Consider the following 18893-nt stretch of genomic DNA (forward strand, 5'->3'; position numbering starts at 1 on the left):
TGACAGTTGAAAGCGCTCGACCCTTCGCGGCATGCTCCGGCCTCCTCTCCGGGAGCAGGCGATGGCCCTCGAACTCAGCCTCGATGATATCCGCCGCGCGTGGGACAGCCGGGACCCGGAACTGTCCACCTTGATCGTGAGCCTCGCCAACGCGGCCGACCCGCGGCCGGACAAGCCGCCGCGAGAAGGCGCGCTGACCTACGCGACCTTCACCCAGCAGCTCACGAGCTGGAAGTTCACGCGCTCCAAGCCGCAGGAGCGGGCCCGCTACCGCATCGACAGCATGCGCGCGCTCGAGGCCAAGGACGCCGAGACCCCGCTGCCGCCGCGGCTGCGCCTGCACGAGGTGCTGCTCGATCTGTGGCAGCGGTCCGCCGGCGCCTACGAGCGGGCCGCGCTGCTCGACGCGATCCAGAAGGTCCCGCTGCGCTGGGGCCCGTGGCGCGGGCTCAAGCAGATCTTCAAGGAGGCCGAGGCCAAGGGCGACGTCGAGATCCTCGGCGCGCTCGCGGTCCGCTTCGACCACGCGTACGCGACCAAGCAGCGCAAGGTCGGCGAGATCTCGCGACACACGCTCGGCTACCTGGTGCGGCGGGCGTGGCGATACCTGCGGCGCCTCGGCGAGGCCGCGGCGCCGGCCTACGTCGACGCGGCGGCGGCGGTGCTGCGCCACTACGAGGACAGCACCACGTGGCAGAACACGTGGGTCTACAACCACATCCTCCATCACGAGACGAAGAAGTACACGCGCCGCAACTTCAAGCTGTACCGCTCGGGCGCGCTGCAGCTGAACGAGCGGGCCTTCGCCGAGCTGTGGCGGCGGACCCCGCGGCCGGTGCTGCAGCTGCTCGAGCGGGCGCGCTCGGAGCAGGTGCGCAAGTTCGCGGTGCAGGCGCTGAAGACCGACTTCCGCGCCAACCTGCGCGAGGTCGAGGCGCCGTGGGCGGCGCGGCTGATCGCGGTCGGCTCGGCGACGGTCGACGAGTTCGTGATCTGGCTGCTCGGCAACGTGCCGAAGTTCGACCAGGGCAGCTTCCGCGAGCTCGGCCTGCACGAGCCGGTGCTGCAGCTGCTCGACTCGCGCGCCGACGCGGCCCGCGCCTACGCGGCCAACTACGCCCGCACCCACGCCCGCGACCTGGCGCTCGACCGCCTGATCTTGCTGGCCAACAACAGCAACGCCGAGGTGCGCAAGCTGGTCGCCGACCTGCTCGGCGACCGTGACCCGCGCAAGGACATCGGCCTCGACGCGTGGGGTCGCCTGCTCGGCACGCAGCACGGCCACGACCTCGCCGTCGCCGCGTTGAGGAAGCACTTCAGCGCGCGCGAGCTGACGCCGGCGTGGTTCACCGACCGCCTGCTCGACAGCCGGCAGAAGGTGTTCGCGTTCGCCTCCGACCTGCTGACGAAGGTCCACACCTACAAGTCGCTCGGCGCCGAGTACTTCCGCGACCTGCTCGACGACCCGCGGATCTCCGCCAACGCCACCAACTTCGCTCTGGACGCGCTGTCGCGCTTCCCCGGCGAGGAGCTCGGCAAGGACTTCCTCGCGCGCATGGTCCTGCACCCGTACGCGCGCCAGACCCTGCTGAAGTGGATCTCCGAGGAGAAGATCAAGGCCGAGGACATCGACGCCGGCTTCTGGCGCGCCGCCAGCTTCCAGCCGACCTGGGACGAGGACAAGTGGATCGCCGAGCTCATCGCCAGCGGCCGCCCGTGGGCCCGCGAGCTCAAGTTCGACGAGGGCCTCGCCGCCACCGCGCTCGGCTTCCTCAGCGACGTGCGGCGGTTCCGTCCGAGCCAGCTCGGCTTCGACTGGCTGATGCAGCTGGCGCTGCGGCCCGAGCCGCAGTACCGGGGCTTCGCCCTCGAATACATGACGAAGGCGCTGGTGCCCGCCGACTTCGCGCCGAAGCAGGAGGAGGCGCCGAAGGCCGAGGCCAAGGCCGGCAAGGCCAAGGCGATCGACCTCGGCGGCAAGACCTTCCTCTTCACCGGCAAGCTGGCGACGATGAAGCGCGACGACGCCGAGGAGAAGGTCACCACGGCCAAGGGCAAGAACGCCGGCAGCGTGACCGCCAAGCTCGACTACCTGGTGATCGGCGACGACGGCTCGCCGCTGTACGGCCAGGGCCGCAAGGGCAGCAAGCAGGTCGCGGCGGAGAAGCTGGTCGAGAAGGGCGCGCCGATCAAGATCATCTCCGAGACCGCGTTCTTGCAGATGCTGGCCGGCGAGCAGCGCAACTTCAGCGGCGACTCGGTGCAGGCCGGCTGCGAGCGGCTGTGGGAGATGGCCACCGGCCCCGGCCCGGCCGACGCACCGCAGGCCGACTTCGCCCGCCAGTACATCCGCCGCCACCACCCCGACATCAGCCTCGCGCTCACCGATCGCCCCGTCGATCCGGGCGCCGAGATCCCCGCCGAGTTCCTGTCGTGGGCCCGCGTCAAGCCGCTGCTCACCGACAGCCGCGCGCCGGTGCGGCAGTTCGGCCTCGACCTCGCGCGCTGGGAGCTGGCCCGCTGGTCGCCGCCGCTGTCCGAGCTGCTCGGCGTGGTCGAGTCGGCCTACTCCGAGGTGCGCGAGTTCATCGCCAAGGCGCTCTTCGCCGAGGACAACGCCGACAACAAGCGCTTCCGCATCGACCCGACCACGCTGACGCCGGCCGCGGTCTACCCGTTCTGCGAGTCGCTGGTCCCCGAGGTGCGGGCGATCGGCATGGGCCTGGTGCGGCGTGACGCTCGCCTGGCGATCCCCGAGGAGCTGTTCCGCCTGAGCGAGAGCCCCGACCGCCACGTCGTCGCCTTCGTGGTGCGGACGATCTGGCACCTCTACCGCGACCGCGGCATCACGGGCGGCTGGAAGCCGGCGCCGCGGCCCGAGCAGAAGGCCGCGCCGGGGCCGAAGCCGAGCGCCGGCGCGACCGCGAAGAAGGCGGAGATCGAGCCGCCCGAGGGTCCGGGCGCGCCGGCGCGGCCGAGCGGGTTGCCGGCGCCGGGCGAGGCGCTGCGCGACTTCATGCGCCGCCTGCTGTTCACGATCCCGCCGACCAAGCCGAGCGCGGAGGCCAAGCAGGCCGACGCCGAGGACGTGGCGGCGCCGGTCGAACATGCCCCGAAGGCCAGGAAGCTGCGGCCGCTGCCGGCGCGCAAGGCCAAGCTGGCGCTGGTCGAGGCGATGCGCGACCTGGCCGAGGCCGACGCCGCGTTCGCGGCGCTGGCCGGGCCGGTGCTGGTCGAATTCATGGGCTCGCGCGGCGCCAGCGAGCGCGCGGCCTGCCTGGTCGCCCTCGCCCGCGTCGGCGCCGCTCACCCTGACCTCAAGCTCTCGCCGGAGGCCGCCTGATGTCGACGCCCGTCACCGATCGCTTCACGAACGACAAGTACACGCAGATCCGCGGCGACCTCAAGGCGATCGTCGCCCACGGCGTCCAGCTGCTGATCGCGGCGGTCCACCCCGAGGGCCAGGCGACCGCGCTGTACCGGCTGAACCTCGACACCGGCGAGCTGGTGGTCGGCGACCTGCCGGCCGGCGGCGTCGCGCTCGCGGCCGACGACGGCCACGTGTTCGTCGCCGGCAGCGACGGCCAGGTCTACAAGGCCGGCCTCGACAAGGGCGAGCCGAAGCCGCTCGGCCCGGTGTTCGACCCGCCGCCGGTGGCCCTCGCCCCGGCCGCGAACGGCCGCCTCGCGGTGGTCGCCGGCAAGCAGCTCGTCATCCTCGCCAAGAAGGACGGCAAGGAGCTGCAGCGCATCGAGCTCGCCGAGTTCGCCACGACGATCGCCTCCGACCCGTCGGGCACCTGGCTGGTGGTCGGCAGCGACCGCGGCACCCTCAGCGTGTTCGACTGCGAGAACAAGGAGGCGTTCTACGCCGGCGAGTCGAAGAAGCTGCACGAGGGCGCGGTCACGGCGCTGTGCTTCGAGCCCGACGAGCTGCGCGTGATGTCGGCCGCGGTCGACCACAAGCTGCTGCTCACCCACGTGCGCGGCGACCTCGACCCCGAGGACCGCTCGGGCAAGAACGGCCACGGCGACAAGACGACCGCGATCGTCAACGGCACCGGCGACCGCTTCTACACCTCCGGCCTCGACTCGCAGATCAAGGCGTGGGTCCGCGGCGCCGGCCAGCGCAAGCCGGCCGCCCAGAAAGAGGGCCTGGCCAAGGTCGTGGCGCTCGCGCTCGGCCAGTACAAGGGCAAGGAGCACCTGGTCGCCGCGTGCATCGACAACACGCTGCGGCTGTTCCCGATCGACGCCGAGGGCAAGCTCGGCGACCGCGAGCTGGTCTACTACGGCGCGCACCAGTGGGCCGAGTACGAGCTCAAGCGCCGCGACCCCAAGCTGCGCGAGGCGGCGCTGCGCGCCCTGGCCGGCTGGAACGACGCCAAGTCGCTCGAGACCCTGGCGCAGCGCGTCAGCAACGACGACGACCACGGCCTCAAGGTGCTGGCGACCTCGCTGCTCGGCGAGTCGGGCAGCCCGCGGGCGATCAAGCTGCTCGAGCCGCTGCTGCGCGCCGGTGAGGACGCCGTCCGCCTGGCGGCGCTGGGTGGCCTGCTCAAGCTCGAGGGCGCCGACTCGCTGCGGATCTTCGACCTCGCGCTGGCCGTCGGCAAGCGCGACATCGGCACCGCGGCGATCACCGCCCTGACCGACCTCGCGCGCAAGGACGACCTCGCGTTCACCCGCCTGGTCACCGCGCTGTCGGGCCAGCCCCGCGAGGTCCGCGTCGCCGCCCTGGCCGCGCTCGAGGACCTTCACGACGCCAGCTCGCCCGAGGCCGAGCTCATCGCCCTGCGCGCGACCCAGGCCGACATCCGCCGCACCGCGCTGATCCGCTTCTACCAGCGCGGCATGCTGGCGCTGCCGGAGGTCCAGGCGGCGCTGCGCCGCTTCTCCGCCGACACCGACGCGGGCGTGCGCCAGGCGGCGTTCCTGATCTCGCTGCTGGCCCGGCCCAAGCTGGCCGCCGCGCTGCGCTGCCGCGACAAGCAGCTGCACCGCCAGCTGCACGACATCGAGACCGCGCGCTCGCCGGTCGACGAGGTCAAGGCGGCCGCCGCCGAGGCCGCGGCCGGAGCCGGCGCTGCGGGCAAGTCCAAAGAGACAGGTTCCAAGGGCAAGGTCGAGGACGAGCTGCCGAAGCCGAAGCAGGTCGCGCTGTCCGAGCTCGACGAGGCCGACAAGCGGCCGCTGCTCGAGGCGATGGCGAGCCGCGCGCTCGACACCTGCCTGGCCGGCGCGGCCGCGCTGGCCTCGCTGCAGGATCCGCGGGCCCTCGGCACGCTGCTGCAGCTGTCCCGCGAGAGCACGCCGTCGGTGCGGGTCGACACCTGCAAGGCGCTGGCCGAGCTGGGTGACCCGCGCGGCGGGGCGCGCCTGCGGCTGATGCTGCGCGACGGCGACGCCAGCGTGCGCGACGCGGCCTTCACCGCGCTCGCCGGGCTGGAGGACGGCGGCCCGCTGGCGGTCGCCGAGTCCGGCCTGTTCGCCGAGCACGAGGACGTGCGCCGGCGCGGCCTCGACCTGCTGATCAAGCAGATCAAGAAGGCCAAGGCCAAGGAGGACCCGAAGGCGATCGCGCTGCTCGAGCGCGCCCTGGGCGACGCCGGCAAGACGGTCCGCAGCGAGGCCTTCAAGGCCGCGCTCAGCCTCGAGGTCGGCGGCGGCGGGGCGGGCAGCCTGCGCTTCGTCCTCAAGAGCATCCACGCCGACGTGCGCCGCGAGGTGATGGGCGAGGTGATGGGCCAGATCTCCCAGTCGTGGGCCTGGCCGCTGCTGCTCGAGCTCCTCGGCGACGCCGACCCGAGCCTGCGCAAGGACGCCTTCGAGTTCGCGCTCAAGCGGACCAAGGGCATCGGCGCCGAGCCGCTGTCGGTCGCGCTCGCGGGCCGGTGGATCGACCTGCGCGTCGAGGCGGTCAAGGTGCTGGCCAAGCGCAAGGCGCCCGGCACCCACGAGCTGCTGGTCAAGGCGATCGACGACGAGGACGAGGCGGTCCGCCAGCTCGCCGTCGACGCGCTGCTGACCGGCGAGGGCGAGGAGGCGCTGCCGGCCGCGCTGACCAGCAAGTACCCCGACGTGGTCGTGCGGGCCGCCTGCGCCCTGGCTGTCCACGGGGACAGCTCGGTGCGCGCGCCGCTGCAGGCGATGGTCGAGGCGCCCGAGCCCGAGGTGCCGGCGCTGCGGGCCAAGTGGCTCGACCGCGTGGTGCGGGCGCTCGGCGGCCTGGCCGAGCTCGGCGATCCGACCCCGAGCCACGCGGTGCTGCCGCTGTTGCAGCACAAGGAGGCGCAGATCCGCCGCGCCGCCGCGACCGCCCTGTCGTGGATGGCCCGGCCCGACAACGCCAACGCCGTGTTCGCGCTGCAGGCCGCGCTGCAGCACTCGGACCCCGCGGTCCAGAGCGAGGCCGCGCTCGGCCTGGCGTTCATCGGCGACCCGGCCGGCGCGTCGCTGATCTTCACCCCCGGCAAGGCCGCGCCGCCGCCGGCGCAGGCGCTGCTGGCCGCGCTGGCGCTCGGCAACGAGGACCTGCTGGTCTCGTTCCTCGACTCGAACGACGAGAAGATCCAGAGCCGCGCGCTGCTGCTGTTGATGATGCGCGAGATGGTCGAGGGCGACGGCGTGCCCGACCGCTGCCTCGCCGCGCTGGCGTCGGCGCACCCGCGCGTGCGCCTGCTGGCCGCGCAGGCGCTCGAGAGCTTCGGCGACGACGCCGCCTTCTCGAAGTTCGTCACCGACCTGTTCAACGACCGCGGCGAGGGCCGGGCCAAGTGGACCTTCGCCGAGGCGGACGTGCACGCGCTGGCCGAGCTGGCGACGTTCGGCGACAGCCGCTCGAACCCGCAGCTCAAGGTCCGCGCCGCGCGGCTGCTCGAGGCGCTGCAGGAGGACAAGCAGGAGACGCTCGACCGCGTGTGGGCCGTGTTCGGCAAGCGGTTCCACCGCGCGCTGGCGGCGGCCAAGCAGCAGGCGAGCCAGAAGGTCGCGGCCAAGCTGGCCTACGCGCCGGAGGAGCTGCGGCAGATCGTGTTCGGCGCCTACGCGGCGCTGTCGCGCCTGCCCGGCGGTTCGGCCGAGACCCGCATCCGCCAGACCGCGCTGTCGCGGGTGCTGGCGCTGGCCGGCTACAAGTCGGGCAAGCCCGGCGCGCCGGAGCACGTCGCCGCGGCGGTGTCGGTGCTGGTCCCGGCGCTCGGCGACGCCCAGGGCTCGATCCGCCGCCAGGCCTTCGACGGCCTCAAGGGCCTCGGCGTCGACAACACCACCCTCGCCGCCGAGGCGCTGGCCACCGGCCAGAGCGACACCGGCTCGTGGGGCCTCGGCCTCCTGTCGCAGGAGGGCGGCGCCGCGGCCGGCCTCAAGGTGCTCGAGGAGACGCTGCTGCAGCGCGACGACGGCCTCGAGCAGGAGGCCGCCAAGCTGCTCGCCGAAAAGAAGAGCGGGGTCCGTCCCGGCTCGCCCGAGGCCGAGAGCGAAGCTGGCCAAAAGGCCAGGCGCGACGCGTGGGTGTTCGTGCACACGCTGTCGCTCGGCGCCCGCGCCGAGAAGCTGCGGCTGGCCGCGGTCCAGGGCCTGGCCACCAACTACGAGCCCGAGGGCAAGGGCGCCGCGGCCAAGGCGCTGCGCGTCGCGCTGACCTCGAAGTACCGCGCGGTCCGCTTCGCCGCGGCGCTGCAACTGGCCACGCACAAGGACGCGGCCGCGTTCGACGTGCTGGTCGAGATGCTGCGCTCCGACCAGTCGGGCGAGCAGAGCGAGGCGATCCGCGCGCTGCAGCGGCTCGGTGACGGGCGCGCGGCGCAGGCCTTCCTCGACCGCATCGACCGCGACCCGGCCGGCACTGCCCGCGTCGACAACCTGCTGCAGGCCGCCGCCGGCTTCCGCCAGGTCGCCGATGTCCCGCGGATCCTCGCCCACGTCGACAACCCCAAGCGCCGCGCCGCCGCCTTCGGCGCGCTGCTCGTGATCTCCGGTTACGACCAGCGCATCGAAGACCCGGAGGACGCCGGCCCGCAGAGCCCGTCGTCCCTGCGCGACGCCGGCCTCGACGACGACGACGACGATGACTTCGACGACGACGACGACGACGACGACGACGACGACGACGACGACGACAGCAACGACTTCAGCGACGACGATGCCGACGATGACGACGACGACGTGAGCTCCGGCCCGCGGGTCGCCGACTGGGAGTCGAAGCAGTTCCCGCGCCACGACGCGGTGCTGGTCCAGATCGCCGAGGCCGCGCGCCGGCTGTCCGACGACCGCACCCTGCAGACGGTCCTGCCGAGCCTCCGCTGGGCTCGCGGCAAGGAGGTCGACGCCAGCCTCGCGCCGCTGTGGACCTACCCGAAGCCGGAGATCGCCAGCCGCGCGGCCGAGGCGATCGGCTGGCGCCTGCGCAAGAGGTCAGGTCCGGCCGAGCCGCTGCTCGCGGCGCTCAAGTCGAGCGACCCGACGGTCTCGTTCCTCGCCGCCGAGGGCCTCGCGCTCGGCGGTCGCGGCGAGGGCAGCAGCGTCCTGCTCACCAGCGTCGACCTGCAGCCCGACCTCGACCTGCGCCGGCGCGCCGTGCGGGCGCTCGGGGCTCTGGCCGACATCCGCGCGCTCGACACCCTGCTGCGGCTCGTGTCCGACGAGGGCCACGCGTTGCAGGAGGAGGCCGCCGAGGCGCTCGGGCACATGGGCAAGGGCGCCGAGGCCCAGCCGGGCCAGCCGCAGCGGATCTTCGGGATCCTCACGCGCCTGGCCAAGGGGACAGGTGGCGTCGCTCGCCGGGCCCTGATCGGCCTGCGCTACTTCGGCACCCGCGAGGCCTGGGACCTGATCCGCGGCCGCGTCGAGGACCCCGATCCGGGCGTGCGTCAGACCGTCGCCGCGCTGCTCGAGCACTGCGCCGACCCGACCACCGCGGATCTCCTGACCGCGCGGCTCGGCGAGGAGCGGCAGAGCGCCGTCGCCCAGGCGCTGGCCTACAGCCTGCGCAAGCACCACGGGCCCGACTCGCTCGAGCCCGACTACGCGATGGTGCTGAGCTACCACGCCCCGCTCGAGCGCGAGCTGCTGAACCGGTTGCGCGACCGCGGCGACGTGGTCCGGCTGTTCTCGCTGCTGCCGAAGCTGCGCCGCCAGGACCTCTACATGGGGCCGCTGGTGCAGATCCTGACCAACCGCGACCCGCTGCCGATCGACGCCGCGGCCCCGCACCTGTCGCTGGCGCACCCGCGCACGGCGATGGTCGCGGCCCAGGTGATCGGCCGCGCCGGCGCCAAGGCGGCGGGGCACAAGGACGCGCTGATCGCCGCGACGAAGGCCTACCGCGAGGCCTGGCTGGCCGAGTACCGGCGCCTGGTCCACGGCGAGTCGCACCGCCTCGGCGAGCTCGAGGGCCCGTACCTCGCGCTGCTGTGGGCCTGCGCCCGCCTCGACGTCGGCGGCGACGAGCTCGTCGCGGCCGTCTCGCTCGCGGCCGACGGCACCGCTCACGCCGCGCACGGCCGCAAGATCCGCCGCCAGGCGGTCATCGAGCTGGCCGCGGGGGCAGGCGGCGCCGCCGGCGACAAGGCCCTCAAGGCCGTGCTCGGCGGCAGCGACGGCGAGCTGCGCACGCTGGCCGCCGCGGGCCTCAGCCAGCGCAAGGGCGACGTGGCCCCGCTGGCCGCGACGGTGCTCGACGACGCCGACCCGCTGGCGCGCCTGCTGTCCCAGGGGGCAGACAAGGCCCAACCCGCGCTGCGCGGGTCCGCGGCCGACGTGCACCGCCAGGGCGTGGTCCTGACCTGGCTGGTCAAGCTGGGCGACGTGGCCGGCCTGACGAAGGCGCTGGCCGACAAGAACGCCAGCGAGACGGCCCGCATGGGGCTGGTCGAGGCGCTGGGCCAGATCGGCGACGACGCGGCGTTCGACGCGCTGCGCAAGATCGGGGCCGACGAGCAGGAAGACGAGGAGCTGCGCAAGGCGGCCTGGCGCGCGCTCCGGCGGGCGAAGCGGATCAAGGCCGCCGCCGCCTCGCCGAAGGTCCGCCGTAGCCGCTGGGAGGTGTCGCTGTGAGCGAGGAAACCAAGGAACCCGAGTCGAGCAAGCCCGAGGAGCAGCTCAGCGACCCGCGGACGCCGGTCCGCCTCGGCTACGCCGGCGCCAGCCAGCTCGAGGCCGGCGAGAGCGCGTCGAAGCTGCAGATCTTCGCCAACACCGAGCGCCCGCCGGTGCGGGCCGAGGGCGCGCTGAAGCAGCCGCTGCTGGTGCGCGAGGCGTTGTCGGCGCTGTACGAGGTCGTCAGCTCGGACTTCCGTTATGTCCCGAAGGACAGGACCGCGTACCTCGCCTACCAGCGGCTGAAGAAGCAGACCGCCGGGCAGAGCGCGTGGCAGGCCCAGCAGGCCTACTTCGACTGGCTGGCGCGAAACGACCCGTCGGCGTGGGTGGTGCTCGACCCGGTCGTCACCGTGCACCCCGACAAGCTGCTGTTCGAGGTGTTCTCCAAGGACGAGGGCGCCTACGCGCAGATGGCGATCGACTGGTCGGCGATCGAGCGCAGCGGCGAGCTGCAGCACGGCACCACCAACATCGACTTCAGCAAGGCGCTGTTCGACGGGGTGCAGCGGGTCCGCAGCTACCGCGAGACGAAGCTGACGATCGGCACCGACGCGGTCAGCGTCGCCAGCGACGCGACGCGCCCGCCGGTGATCGAGAAGTCGATCCAGCTGCCCGACAGCTGGCTGCGCGGGTTCTTGCAGGTGCAAGCGGCGGCGACGCTGCCGACCACGGCGGTGCGCATCGCCGCGATCGACCTCTACAACGTCCTGCGCCACCTGCGGCTCAACGCCGACAAGAAGCAGGGCGGCCGCGGCGTCCGCGTCGAGCTGGTGCCCGGCGAGCCGCCGCGGCTGGTGCTCGAGCCGTGGGAGCTGGTGCTCGCCACCAGCGCCGGGCCGTTCACCGGCCGCCAGCCGGCGCTGGTGCGGATCTGGGGCCGCCGGCGCCTCGGCCTGCTGCGCCGCCTGCTGCCGTTCGTCGAGACCGTCGACATCCACCTGCTCGGCTCGGGCCTGCCCAGCTTCTACGTGCTGCGCGCCGGCCCGGTCACCTTCACCCTCGGCCTGTCGGGCTTCACCTCGGCCAACTGGTCGCAGGCCGTCGGCTTCGACCAGCTGCTGCCGCGCGACCGCAACGAAGAGTCGGCCGCGGTGCTTTCGGCGGTGCTGAAGAAGCTCGGCGAGGTGTGGGTCGCGTCCGCGGACGAGCTGGCGAAGGCGACCAAGAAGCCGATCGCCGACGTGCGCGCGGCGCTGCAGAAGGCCTGCCAGCACGGCCAGGTGATGTACGACCTGTCCGAGGACCGCTACCGCTACCGCCCGCTGCTCGGCGGCGCGATCGACCTCGGCCGCCTGGTCTACCGCAACCCGCGCGAGAAGGTGGCGCACGACCTCGTGGCCAAGGGCGCGGTCAAGATCGCCAGCGAGAACCGGATCTACGGCGTCGGCCTCGAGCTGACCGGCAAGGTCACCGTGACCGCCGACCGCCGCGACTACCGGCCGCAGCTGACGCTCGACGACGACGGCCGCGTGCGCGGGGCCGAGTGCACCTGCGCGTTCTACCGCAAGCACAAGCTGAAGGAGGGCCCGTGCGCCCACCTGATCGCGCTGCGGATCGCCCAGGCGCAGGAGGAGGAGCGCCGCCGCCAGGCCCGCGGCTCGGAGCGCGGGACGATCACGCTCGAGACGCGGACCTACGCGCGCCGCCTGCCGCCGGCGCCGGGGGCGACGGGCGAGTCGGAGGAGATCGTGCAGCTCTCGCTCGACCGCCAGCGCCTGCGGATCCGCTGGGGCCCGCGCGGCGCGGCCAAGCTGCGGGTGCAGAGCTTCGTGTTCGGCTCGGTCGCCGAGGCGCGAGCGGCCTTCTTCGAGCGCGTCGACGACCTCGAGGCGCGCGGGTTTCTCGACGGGAGCGCGGGGTAGACCATCATGGCGAATACCAACCGCATTGATTACAGCCGCATGCTCGAGACCTGGCGGGCCGTCGAGTCCGCCGGCGGCCGCGACAAGTACATCGAGGCTCAGCTCAAGGAGAAGGGCTATCTGGTCGAGCGCAAGCCGACCGACAGCATGAGCAAGGCCGAGCTCGAGCGCTACAAGAAGTCGCTGAAGGAGGAGGCGGCCGAGAAGCGCCGCCTGGCCAAGGAGGCGTGGCTCGCCTACAAGGCCTCGCACCTGGTCCACCTCGGCGAGGGCGTGTTCTGGAACGACCAGCTCGACCACGACAAGTGGGACCTGCCCGGCGCCGAGGAGCGCCAGGCGGAGAACGAGCTGCCGAAGCTCGACAAGCCGAAGGAGCTGGCCGAGGCGCTCGGCGTCAGCATCGCCGAGCTGCGCCGCCTGGCGTACCACCGCGACGCGGCGACGAAGCTCAACTACTACCGCTTCGAGATCCCCAAGCGCGACGGCAGCAAGCGCGCGATCTGGGCGCCGCACCGCAAGCTCAAGGCGGCGCAGCGGTGGATCTTGCGCGAGGTGGTGGAGCGCCTGCCGGTCCACGGCGCGGCCCACGGGTTCCTCCACGGCCGCTCGACCGCCACCAACGCGGCGGTCCACCGCGACTCGCAGATCCTGCTGAAGGTCGACCTCAAGGACTTCTTCCCCACGGTGACGCTGCCGCGGGTCAAGGGCGTGTTCCGCAAGGCCGGCTACCGCGAGCAGATCGCGACCCTGCTGGCGCTGCTGTGCACCGAGGCGCCGCGCCACGTCGCCGACGTCGAGGGCACGACCTACTACCTGTCCCTCGGGCCACGTTGCCTGCCGCAGGGCGCGCCCACGAGCCCGGCGATCACCAACACGTTGTGCCTGCGCCTCGACCGGCGCCTGCAAGGCCTGGCGAAGAAGCTCGGCTGGCGCTACACGCGTTACGCCGACGACCTGACGTTCAGCCTGCCCAACGAGCACAAGGGCAAGCCGCGCGTCGGCGGCCTGCTCGGCGGGATCTCCATCATCGCCGCCGCCGAAGGCTTCACCGTCCACCCCGACAAGACCCGCGTGCACCGCTCCGGCGGTCGCCAGCAGGTCACCGGCCTGGTCGTGAACGGCAAGCAGGGCCCCCGCGTGACCCGCGAGTTCAAGCGCGAGGTCCGGGCCGCCGTCCACAACCTGGCCCACGGCAAGCCGCTCAAGGACGGCGAGACCCTGTCGAGCCTGGCCGGCCGGATCGCCTACATCTACATGACGGACAAGAAGCTCGGCAAGCAGCTGCTCGCCGCGCTCGACCGCGTGTGAAAGGCGAGGCTCGCCGCGCTCGCGCGCGCCGGGCCAGGTCTCGACCTCCGCCGCCTCGGCTCGCTGCCCAGGCGGCGGTCGACGTCGCGGGCCAGGACTCCGCCGGCGACGCTTGCGAGGTCGCCCGGGGTACGAGTTTGAGACATGTCCTCGGGGACATGTCGATGCTTGCGGTGGAGCGAATCACGGTCTGTCCTTCGGGGCAGGTCGAGCAGGCCGCCTGTCGGCCCGCGAGCGCCTCGGCCCGGAGCCCGGCGGTTCGGAGCGGGCGTTCGCGGCGCGCCGGTCTGTCCTTCGGGTCATGCCGAGTGGAGCGCCTGCACGCCCTCGATCGTGCGACTCGGGCGCGGACGTCGACGCGGAGCGGGCGTTCGCGGAGCGGAGCTCGCCTGTCCTTCGGGTCAGGCCGAGTGGGCCGCCCGCCAGCCCTCGATCGTGCCGACCTCGGGCGCGAACGCCTCGGCCCGGACCTTGTAGATGGCGAGCGCCTTGTCGGCCAGCTCGCGCGCCTCGGGGGTCGCGGCCGGGTCGGCGGCCAGCGCCTTCGCCAGGCTGAATTGCGTCGTGGCGAGGTCGGGGTGATCGGCGTCGAAGCCGGCGAGCGCGAGCGCGGCGGCGCGGCGCAGGTGCGCGACGGCCTCGTCGCGGCGGCCCTGGGCCAGCGCCGCCTCGCCGAGCAGCCGCAGCGTCGCCACGATCTCCGGGCTCGACCCGCCCTGCACGCGCTCGTACAGCGCGAGCGCCTGCTGCAGCGGCTCGCTCGCCTCGCCGGGGGCGCCGAGGCGCAGCTTGGCGTCGCCCGTCAGCCGCGCCGCGTCGCCGCAGAGCACCGCCAGATCGGGCGTCGTGTCCGTGCACCTGGCGGTGATGCGGTCGAGCTGGGCCAGCGCCGCCAGCGGGCGGTCGGCGTGCAGCAGCCACATCTCGCCGAAGCGCACGCGGGCGACGAGGGTCTCCGGATGATCGGCGCCGAAGCGGCGCTCGAGGCGATCGACGATGCCGTCGTAGATCGCCTGCGCGCCGGTGACGTCGCCGCGGGCCGCCGCGACGTCGCCGAGGCCGTACAGCGCCTCGCGCTCGCCGTCGTTGTCGGCGTCGATCGCGGTGAACGCCGCTCGCGCCGCCTCGAACTCCGCCGCGGCCTGGGCCAGCTCGCGGCGGTGCAGCGCGACCAGCCCGAGCCGCGACCGGGCCCACGCGTACACCGGCAAGCCGGTGGCCTGCGCCCCTTGCAGCGCGTCGACGGTGGTCCGCAACAGGGGGACGCCGGCGGTCAGACGGTTCTGCCAGATCAGCGCCGTGCCGAGGTTGAGGCGCATGTGATGCACGTTCGGGTGGTCGCGCCCGAGCAATCGCTCGCCGAGCTCCAGCGCGCCCGCGTAGTGCCGCGCCGCCCCGGCCTGGTTGCCGAGGTACGTCTCGAGGTAGCCGAGGTTGTTGTAGGTGTACGCGCTCAGGACGGTGTCGCGCCGGCCCGCCTCGGTGCGCGCGGCGACGGCGGCCAGCATGTGCTCGCGCGCGCCGACGTAGTCGCCGGCCATCATGTACACGCTGCCGAGGTTGTTCTCGAACTCGGCCGTCAGCTCGACGTCGCCCTGGACGCGGACGTGCAGCGCCTGCGCGAGCTCGAGGTCCCGCAGCGCCTCGGCCGGCTGGTTCATGCGGGCCGCTCGCACGAACATCCGCTTCGACGCCGCCTGCGCGGCGGTGCGGGCGTCGTCGGCCGCGAGCGCCGTCCACAGCGCCTGGCCGAAGGCCGCGTCGGCGGCCGGGTAGTCGCCGGCCTCCATCTGCAAGCTGCCCTGGCGCAGCGCCAGCTCGCCGCGCAGCGGCGGGTAGTCGATCGCCGCGACCTCGTCGCCGGCCGCGGCGAGCGTGGCCAGCCCGGCGTGGAAGCGGCCCGCGTTCTCCTGCACGGCCGCCCGCGCCAGCGTCTCGCGCACCGCCTGGACCCGCAGGCGCGCGCGCGGATCGTCGGGCGCCGCGACCTCGGCGGTGAGCGCCGCGACGTCGCCGCAGCGCTCGATCGTCGGCAGGGTCGACAGCGCTTGCATCGCCCGCTCCATCACCGCCGCGTCGGCCGACGCCAGCGTGTCGACCAGGCCGGCGAACGCGGCGCGGCGCTGGTCGAGGCAGGCGGTGCGCAGGTCGAACAGGTGGTCCGACTGGTGGCCCGACGCGTGGGTCGTACACGCCTCGCCGCGCATCGCGGACCACGCGCCCGCGTAGGCCTCGAGCTGCGGCTGTACTTTGGACCAGGTGTCGGCCGCGTACGGGACGCCGGTCGCCGACATGGCCGAACGGACAGCTTCGCTGCGCTCGCCGTTCCACACCGCGGCGAGCTCGTCGGCCGCGCCGGTGCAGATCGGCGCGGCGGCGGCCGGCTGCTGCAGCGCCGCCGCGCCGAAGCCGGCGACGCCGACGAACCCGGCGAACGCCGTCGACGCGAACAGGCGCCGGCGCCGGCCCTCGGGTTCGCGCTCGAGCTCGGCCAGCAGCTCGGTCATCGACGCGAAGCGGCGGTCGACCGCGACCGACAGCCCGCGCTGCAGGGCCTTGAAGATCCGCGTCGGCACCCGCGAGCCCGCAGGCGGCGGCGCCACGCGGCCGAGGATCGCGTCGCCGATCAGGCTCGCCAGCGAGTCGGTCGAGAACGGGTGGCGCTTGTACACGCCCTCGTACAGCGAGATGCAGAACGCGAACTGGTCGCTGGCGGCGCTGGCCGGGCGGCCCTCGTGCTGCTCCGGGGCCATGTACGCCGGCGTCCCCATGATCGCGCCGGTCTGCGTCAGCGGCACCATCAGCGCGTGGCCGGCCGACTCGCCGCTCTTCGCGGTGATCGCCAGGTCGTCGCTGCCGGCGTGCTCCACGGCGCGGGCGAGGCCGAAGTCGAGGACCTTGACCGCGCCGTCGTCGCCGACGAGCACGTTGTGCGGCTTGAAGTCGCGGTGGATGATGCCGGCCGCGTGGGCCGCCTGCAGGCCGCGGCCCGCCTGCACGAACACCGCCAGCACCTCGCGCCACGAGCGGTCGCGCCGGCGCATCCACGCGTCGAGGCTCATGCCGCGGACGAACTCCATCGCCACGAACACCTGGTCCTCGAAGTCGCCGACCTCGTGGACCGTGACGATGTTGGGGTGCGACAGGCGGGCCATCGCCTGCGCCTCGCGCATGAGCCGTTGGCGGCCGGAGTCGTCGCTGCGGGTGGCCTCGCCGCGCAGGACCTTGACCGCGACCTTGCGCTCGAGCTTGTCGTCGTAGGCGGTGTAGACCACGCCCATGCCGCCCTCGCCGAGGCGGTCGAGCACGGTGAAGCGGCCGATCTTGATCGGCGTGCTGCGGCCGCGGAACAGCTTGCCCTTGATCAGGGCCTTCATCCGCAGCTCGTCGCCGCTGTCGGCCATCAGCCGCGGCATCGGCTTGTCGCCGAGCGGCGCGTCCGAGCGGTGCGTCTCGTGCAGGCCGATGTCGCCTTGCGGCGGGCTCGAATCGGCGACCTCGTCGCCCGCGGTCGACTCGCCGATGCGGGTCTCCTCGAACGCGATCCTCGCCCGCGAGCGCATCGGCGGGGCGGACAGGTGCCCGTCCGCCGAGATGGCCGTCTGCTCGAGGCTGATGTCCTTGTCGGCGGTCAAGATGGGGACACGGCGGAGAGGGACCATCTCCCCGTTTCAGTGACGCCCGGGCCTCCGGCAATTGCGCCGAAGTGCGAGCGCGATCGGCGCGACGGGCGCGACCCCGATGATAACCCCTAGCGCGGCTTCAGGGCCGTGCGCAAATGCTGGGCCCAGCTGTCGAGGTCGGTGACGGTGCTCTGCAAGAGCTGAGGGGTGTCGGCGAGCGCCTCGAGCTGGGCCTCGAGGAGCTGCTTGGCGCGGCGGATCCGCGTGCGGGCCGTGCCCTCGGGGACCTCGAGGACGTCGGCGATCTCCTTGGCCGTCATCTGCTCCCAGTAATACAGCTCCAGGATGAGCTGTGATTCGAGCGGGATGTGGCGGAGCGCCTGCAGCAGCAGGCGGGTCTCCTGCGCTTGCGCCATCAGGGTCGTGGGCGTCGGGCCGAGGTCCTCGACCGAGTTCTCGTCGGGCTGGAAGCGCTCGCCGTCGCGCCGCTTGCCGCGGTAGTGCTCGTAGAGCACGTTGCGGGCGATACCGTACAAATAGCAGTGGAAGCTGGTGCCCTCGCGCATCCGCGACTTTGTTTCCAGCAAGATCAGGAACGTGCGCTGGATGAGGTCCGCAGCGCCGTCTCCGGCCTTCGAGCGGAAGAAGCGAGCGAGCCCCTCGTAGTAGTGCTCGAAGAGCTGCTCGCCGGCGTCCTCATCACCTCGGCGCCAGGACTCGAGGAGCTGCTGATCGTCAGGCATCGGCGTCAACATCATACCCCACCGTGAGTGGCTCGTCAGGCCCGGGCGGATCGCCAGTTTCGGCGCGCGGGCGCACGAAATCGGGCGGTCGCCGGCAACCCAGAAAAATCGTCGGCGGACGCAATTGTTCGCGGGGCCCGGATCACTTGTAAGGAAATCGCGAAAGCGACGCCCCGAACCGGAGCCCATGATGTCCCGCACTCCCTTCTTCCTCGCCCTCGCCCTGTCTCTTTCGGCCGCTTCTGCCTGTGACGAGGGCATGGACGGCGAGTTCGGCGCCGACGACGGGCTCGAGTTCCGGCCGGGTGGCTTCGGCGCCGGCGGCGTGCTGCTCAACACCAACGCGATCGGCGATCACCCGCTGCACGAGCTCAACCGCTTCGGCGAGCTCCACGAGGACGTCCAGCTGATCGCGGTGTACCTCAAGATCGTCTACAAGGACCAGATCTCCTGGCTCAAGCTCGACGAGGTGTGGTCGGAGAAGGGCCAGCTGCGGGGCCGGATCAAGGACGTGTACTACAAGGGCAGCGCCTTCGTCGGCTCGCGCTGGGACCTCGCCACCTACGGCGGCGGCATCGGCAAGCGCAAGATGTTCATCGACAAGTACCGCTACGACGAGGTCGACGGCAATCACAAGTACGTGTTCGCGTACCCCAAGGACGTGACCTACGGGCTGCACTACTACACGAAGAAGACCCAGCCGATCAAAGAGACCGGGATGCTCGGCGCCTGCGGCGACATCAACGGCGAGGGCCTCGAGGCGGTGGTCTACGAGGACCTGCACGTCGACATGAAGGACGGCTACGTCGACAACGAGAAGGACCTCATCAACATCGCCTGTCTCGACGGCGGCATCGGCAAGTCCGCGCTGTGGGGCTTCCGCCCGTGGGACATCGGCTACTACGAGTTCATGGGGGCGATCCGCACGATCCGCGCCGACTACTGCGGCGACGGCGACTCGTGGACGAAGCCCGGCACGGCGATCGAGCTCGAGGACAAGTGGGGCTACCACACCTTCGCCGATCCGCTGCTGAAGACCGAGGCGTTCTTCGGGCCCAAGGGCGCCGCCTGCGTCACCCGCCCGCGCCGCCCCGAGATCCAGCTGACCGGGGTCGAGTGCAACGGGGCGAAGCTGCCGGACTGCAAGGACGCCAAGCTCGGCGACTTCGCCGACACCTACTTCTGGACCAAGGCCCCCTGAGCCCGCGTCCGCCGCGACGACTTCCTCTGCCCCGAGGACCCCCGCGCTCGCGCCT

General features: G+C 72.7%; 7 protein-coding genes. 5 read left to right on the forward strand and 2 right to left on the reverse strand.

Annotated elements, in window-relative coordinates; all coding sequences use genetic code 11:
- The first annotated feature begins 61 nt into the window (after positions 1–61).
- Genes OV079_RS43350 through OV079_RS43365 form a run of 4 tightly spaced genes read left to right on the forward strand, consistent with a single transcriptional unit; the run spans position 62 to position 13271 of the window.
- The gene (locus tag OV079_RS43350) at positions 62–3343 is read left to right on the forward strand and encodes a BRCT domain-containing protein (protein ID WP_267775606.1); all 3282 of its coding nucleotides are present in this window, start codon (positions 62–64) and stop codon (positions 3341–3343) included.
- On the forward strand, positions 3343–10056 hold the full coding sequence (locus tag OV079_RS43355) for a HEAT repeat domain-containing protein (RefSeq protein WP_267775608.1): 6714 nt from the start codon (positions 3343–3345) through the stop codon (positions 10054–10056). Before OV079_RS43350 ends, OV079_RS43355 begins: the two co-directional genes overlap by 1 nt.
- Positions 10053–11963: an SWIM zinc finger family protein gene (locus OV079_RS43360; RefSeq protein WP_267775611.1), complete on the forward strand. Its 1911-nt coding sequence runs from the start codon at positions 10053–10055 to the stop codon at positions 11961–11963. Before OV079_RS43355 ends, OV079_RS43360 begins: the two co-directional genes overlap by 4 nt.
- Before the next feature lie 6 nt (positions 11964–11969).
- Positions 11970–13271, forward strand: coding sequence for a reverse transcriptase family protein (locus OV079_RS43365; protein WP_267775613.1), 1302 nt, complete (start codon positions 11970–11972; stop codon positions 13269–13271).
- A 401-nt stretch (positions 13272–13672) separates the two neighbouring features.
- Here the strand turns inward: OV079_RS43365 and OV079_RS43370 are convergent, their stop codons facing one another.
- The gene (locus OV079_RS43370) at positions 13673–16933 is read right to left on the reverse strand and encodes a serine/threonine-protein kinase (RefSeq protein WP_267775615.1); all 3261 of its coding nucleotides are present in this window, start codon (positions 16931–16933) and stop codon (positions 13673–13675) included.
- 89 nt (positions 16934–17022) lie between these two features.
- Positions 17023–17637, reverse strand: a complete 615-nt coding sequence (locus OV079_RS43375) for an RNA polymerase sigma factor (RefSeq protein ID WP_267704957.1) — start codon at positions 17635–17637, stop codon at positions 17023–17025.
- A gap of 187 nt (positions 17638–17824) precedes the next feature.
- Between OV079_RS43375 and OV079_RS43380 the strand changes: the two genes are divergently transcribed.
- Entirely contained in the window at positions 17825–18838 is a 1014-nt protein-coding gene (locus OV079_RS43380) for an ADYC domain-containing protein (RefSeq protein WP_267775617.1), read from the forward strand.
- Positions 18839–18893: the final 55 nt, after the last annotated feature.

This window comes from Nannocystis pusilla (assembly GCF_026626665.1).
GTDB classification, from domain to species: domain Bacteria; phylum Myxococcota_A; class Polyangia; order Nannocystales; family Nannocystaceae; genus Nannocystis; species Nannocystis pusilla.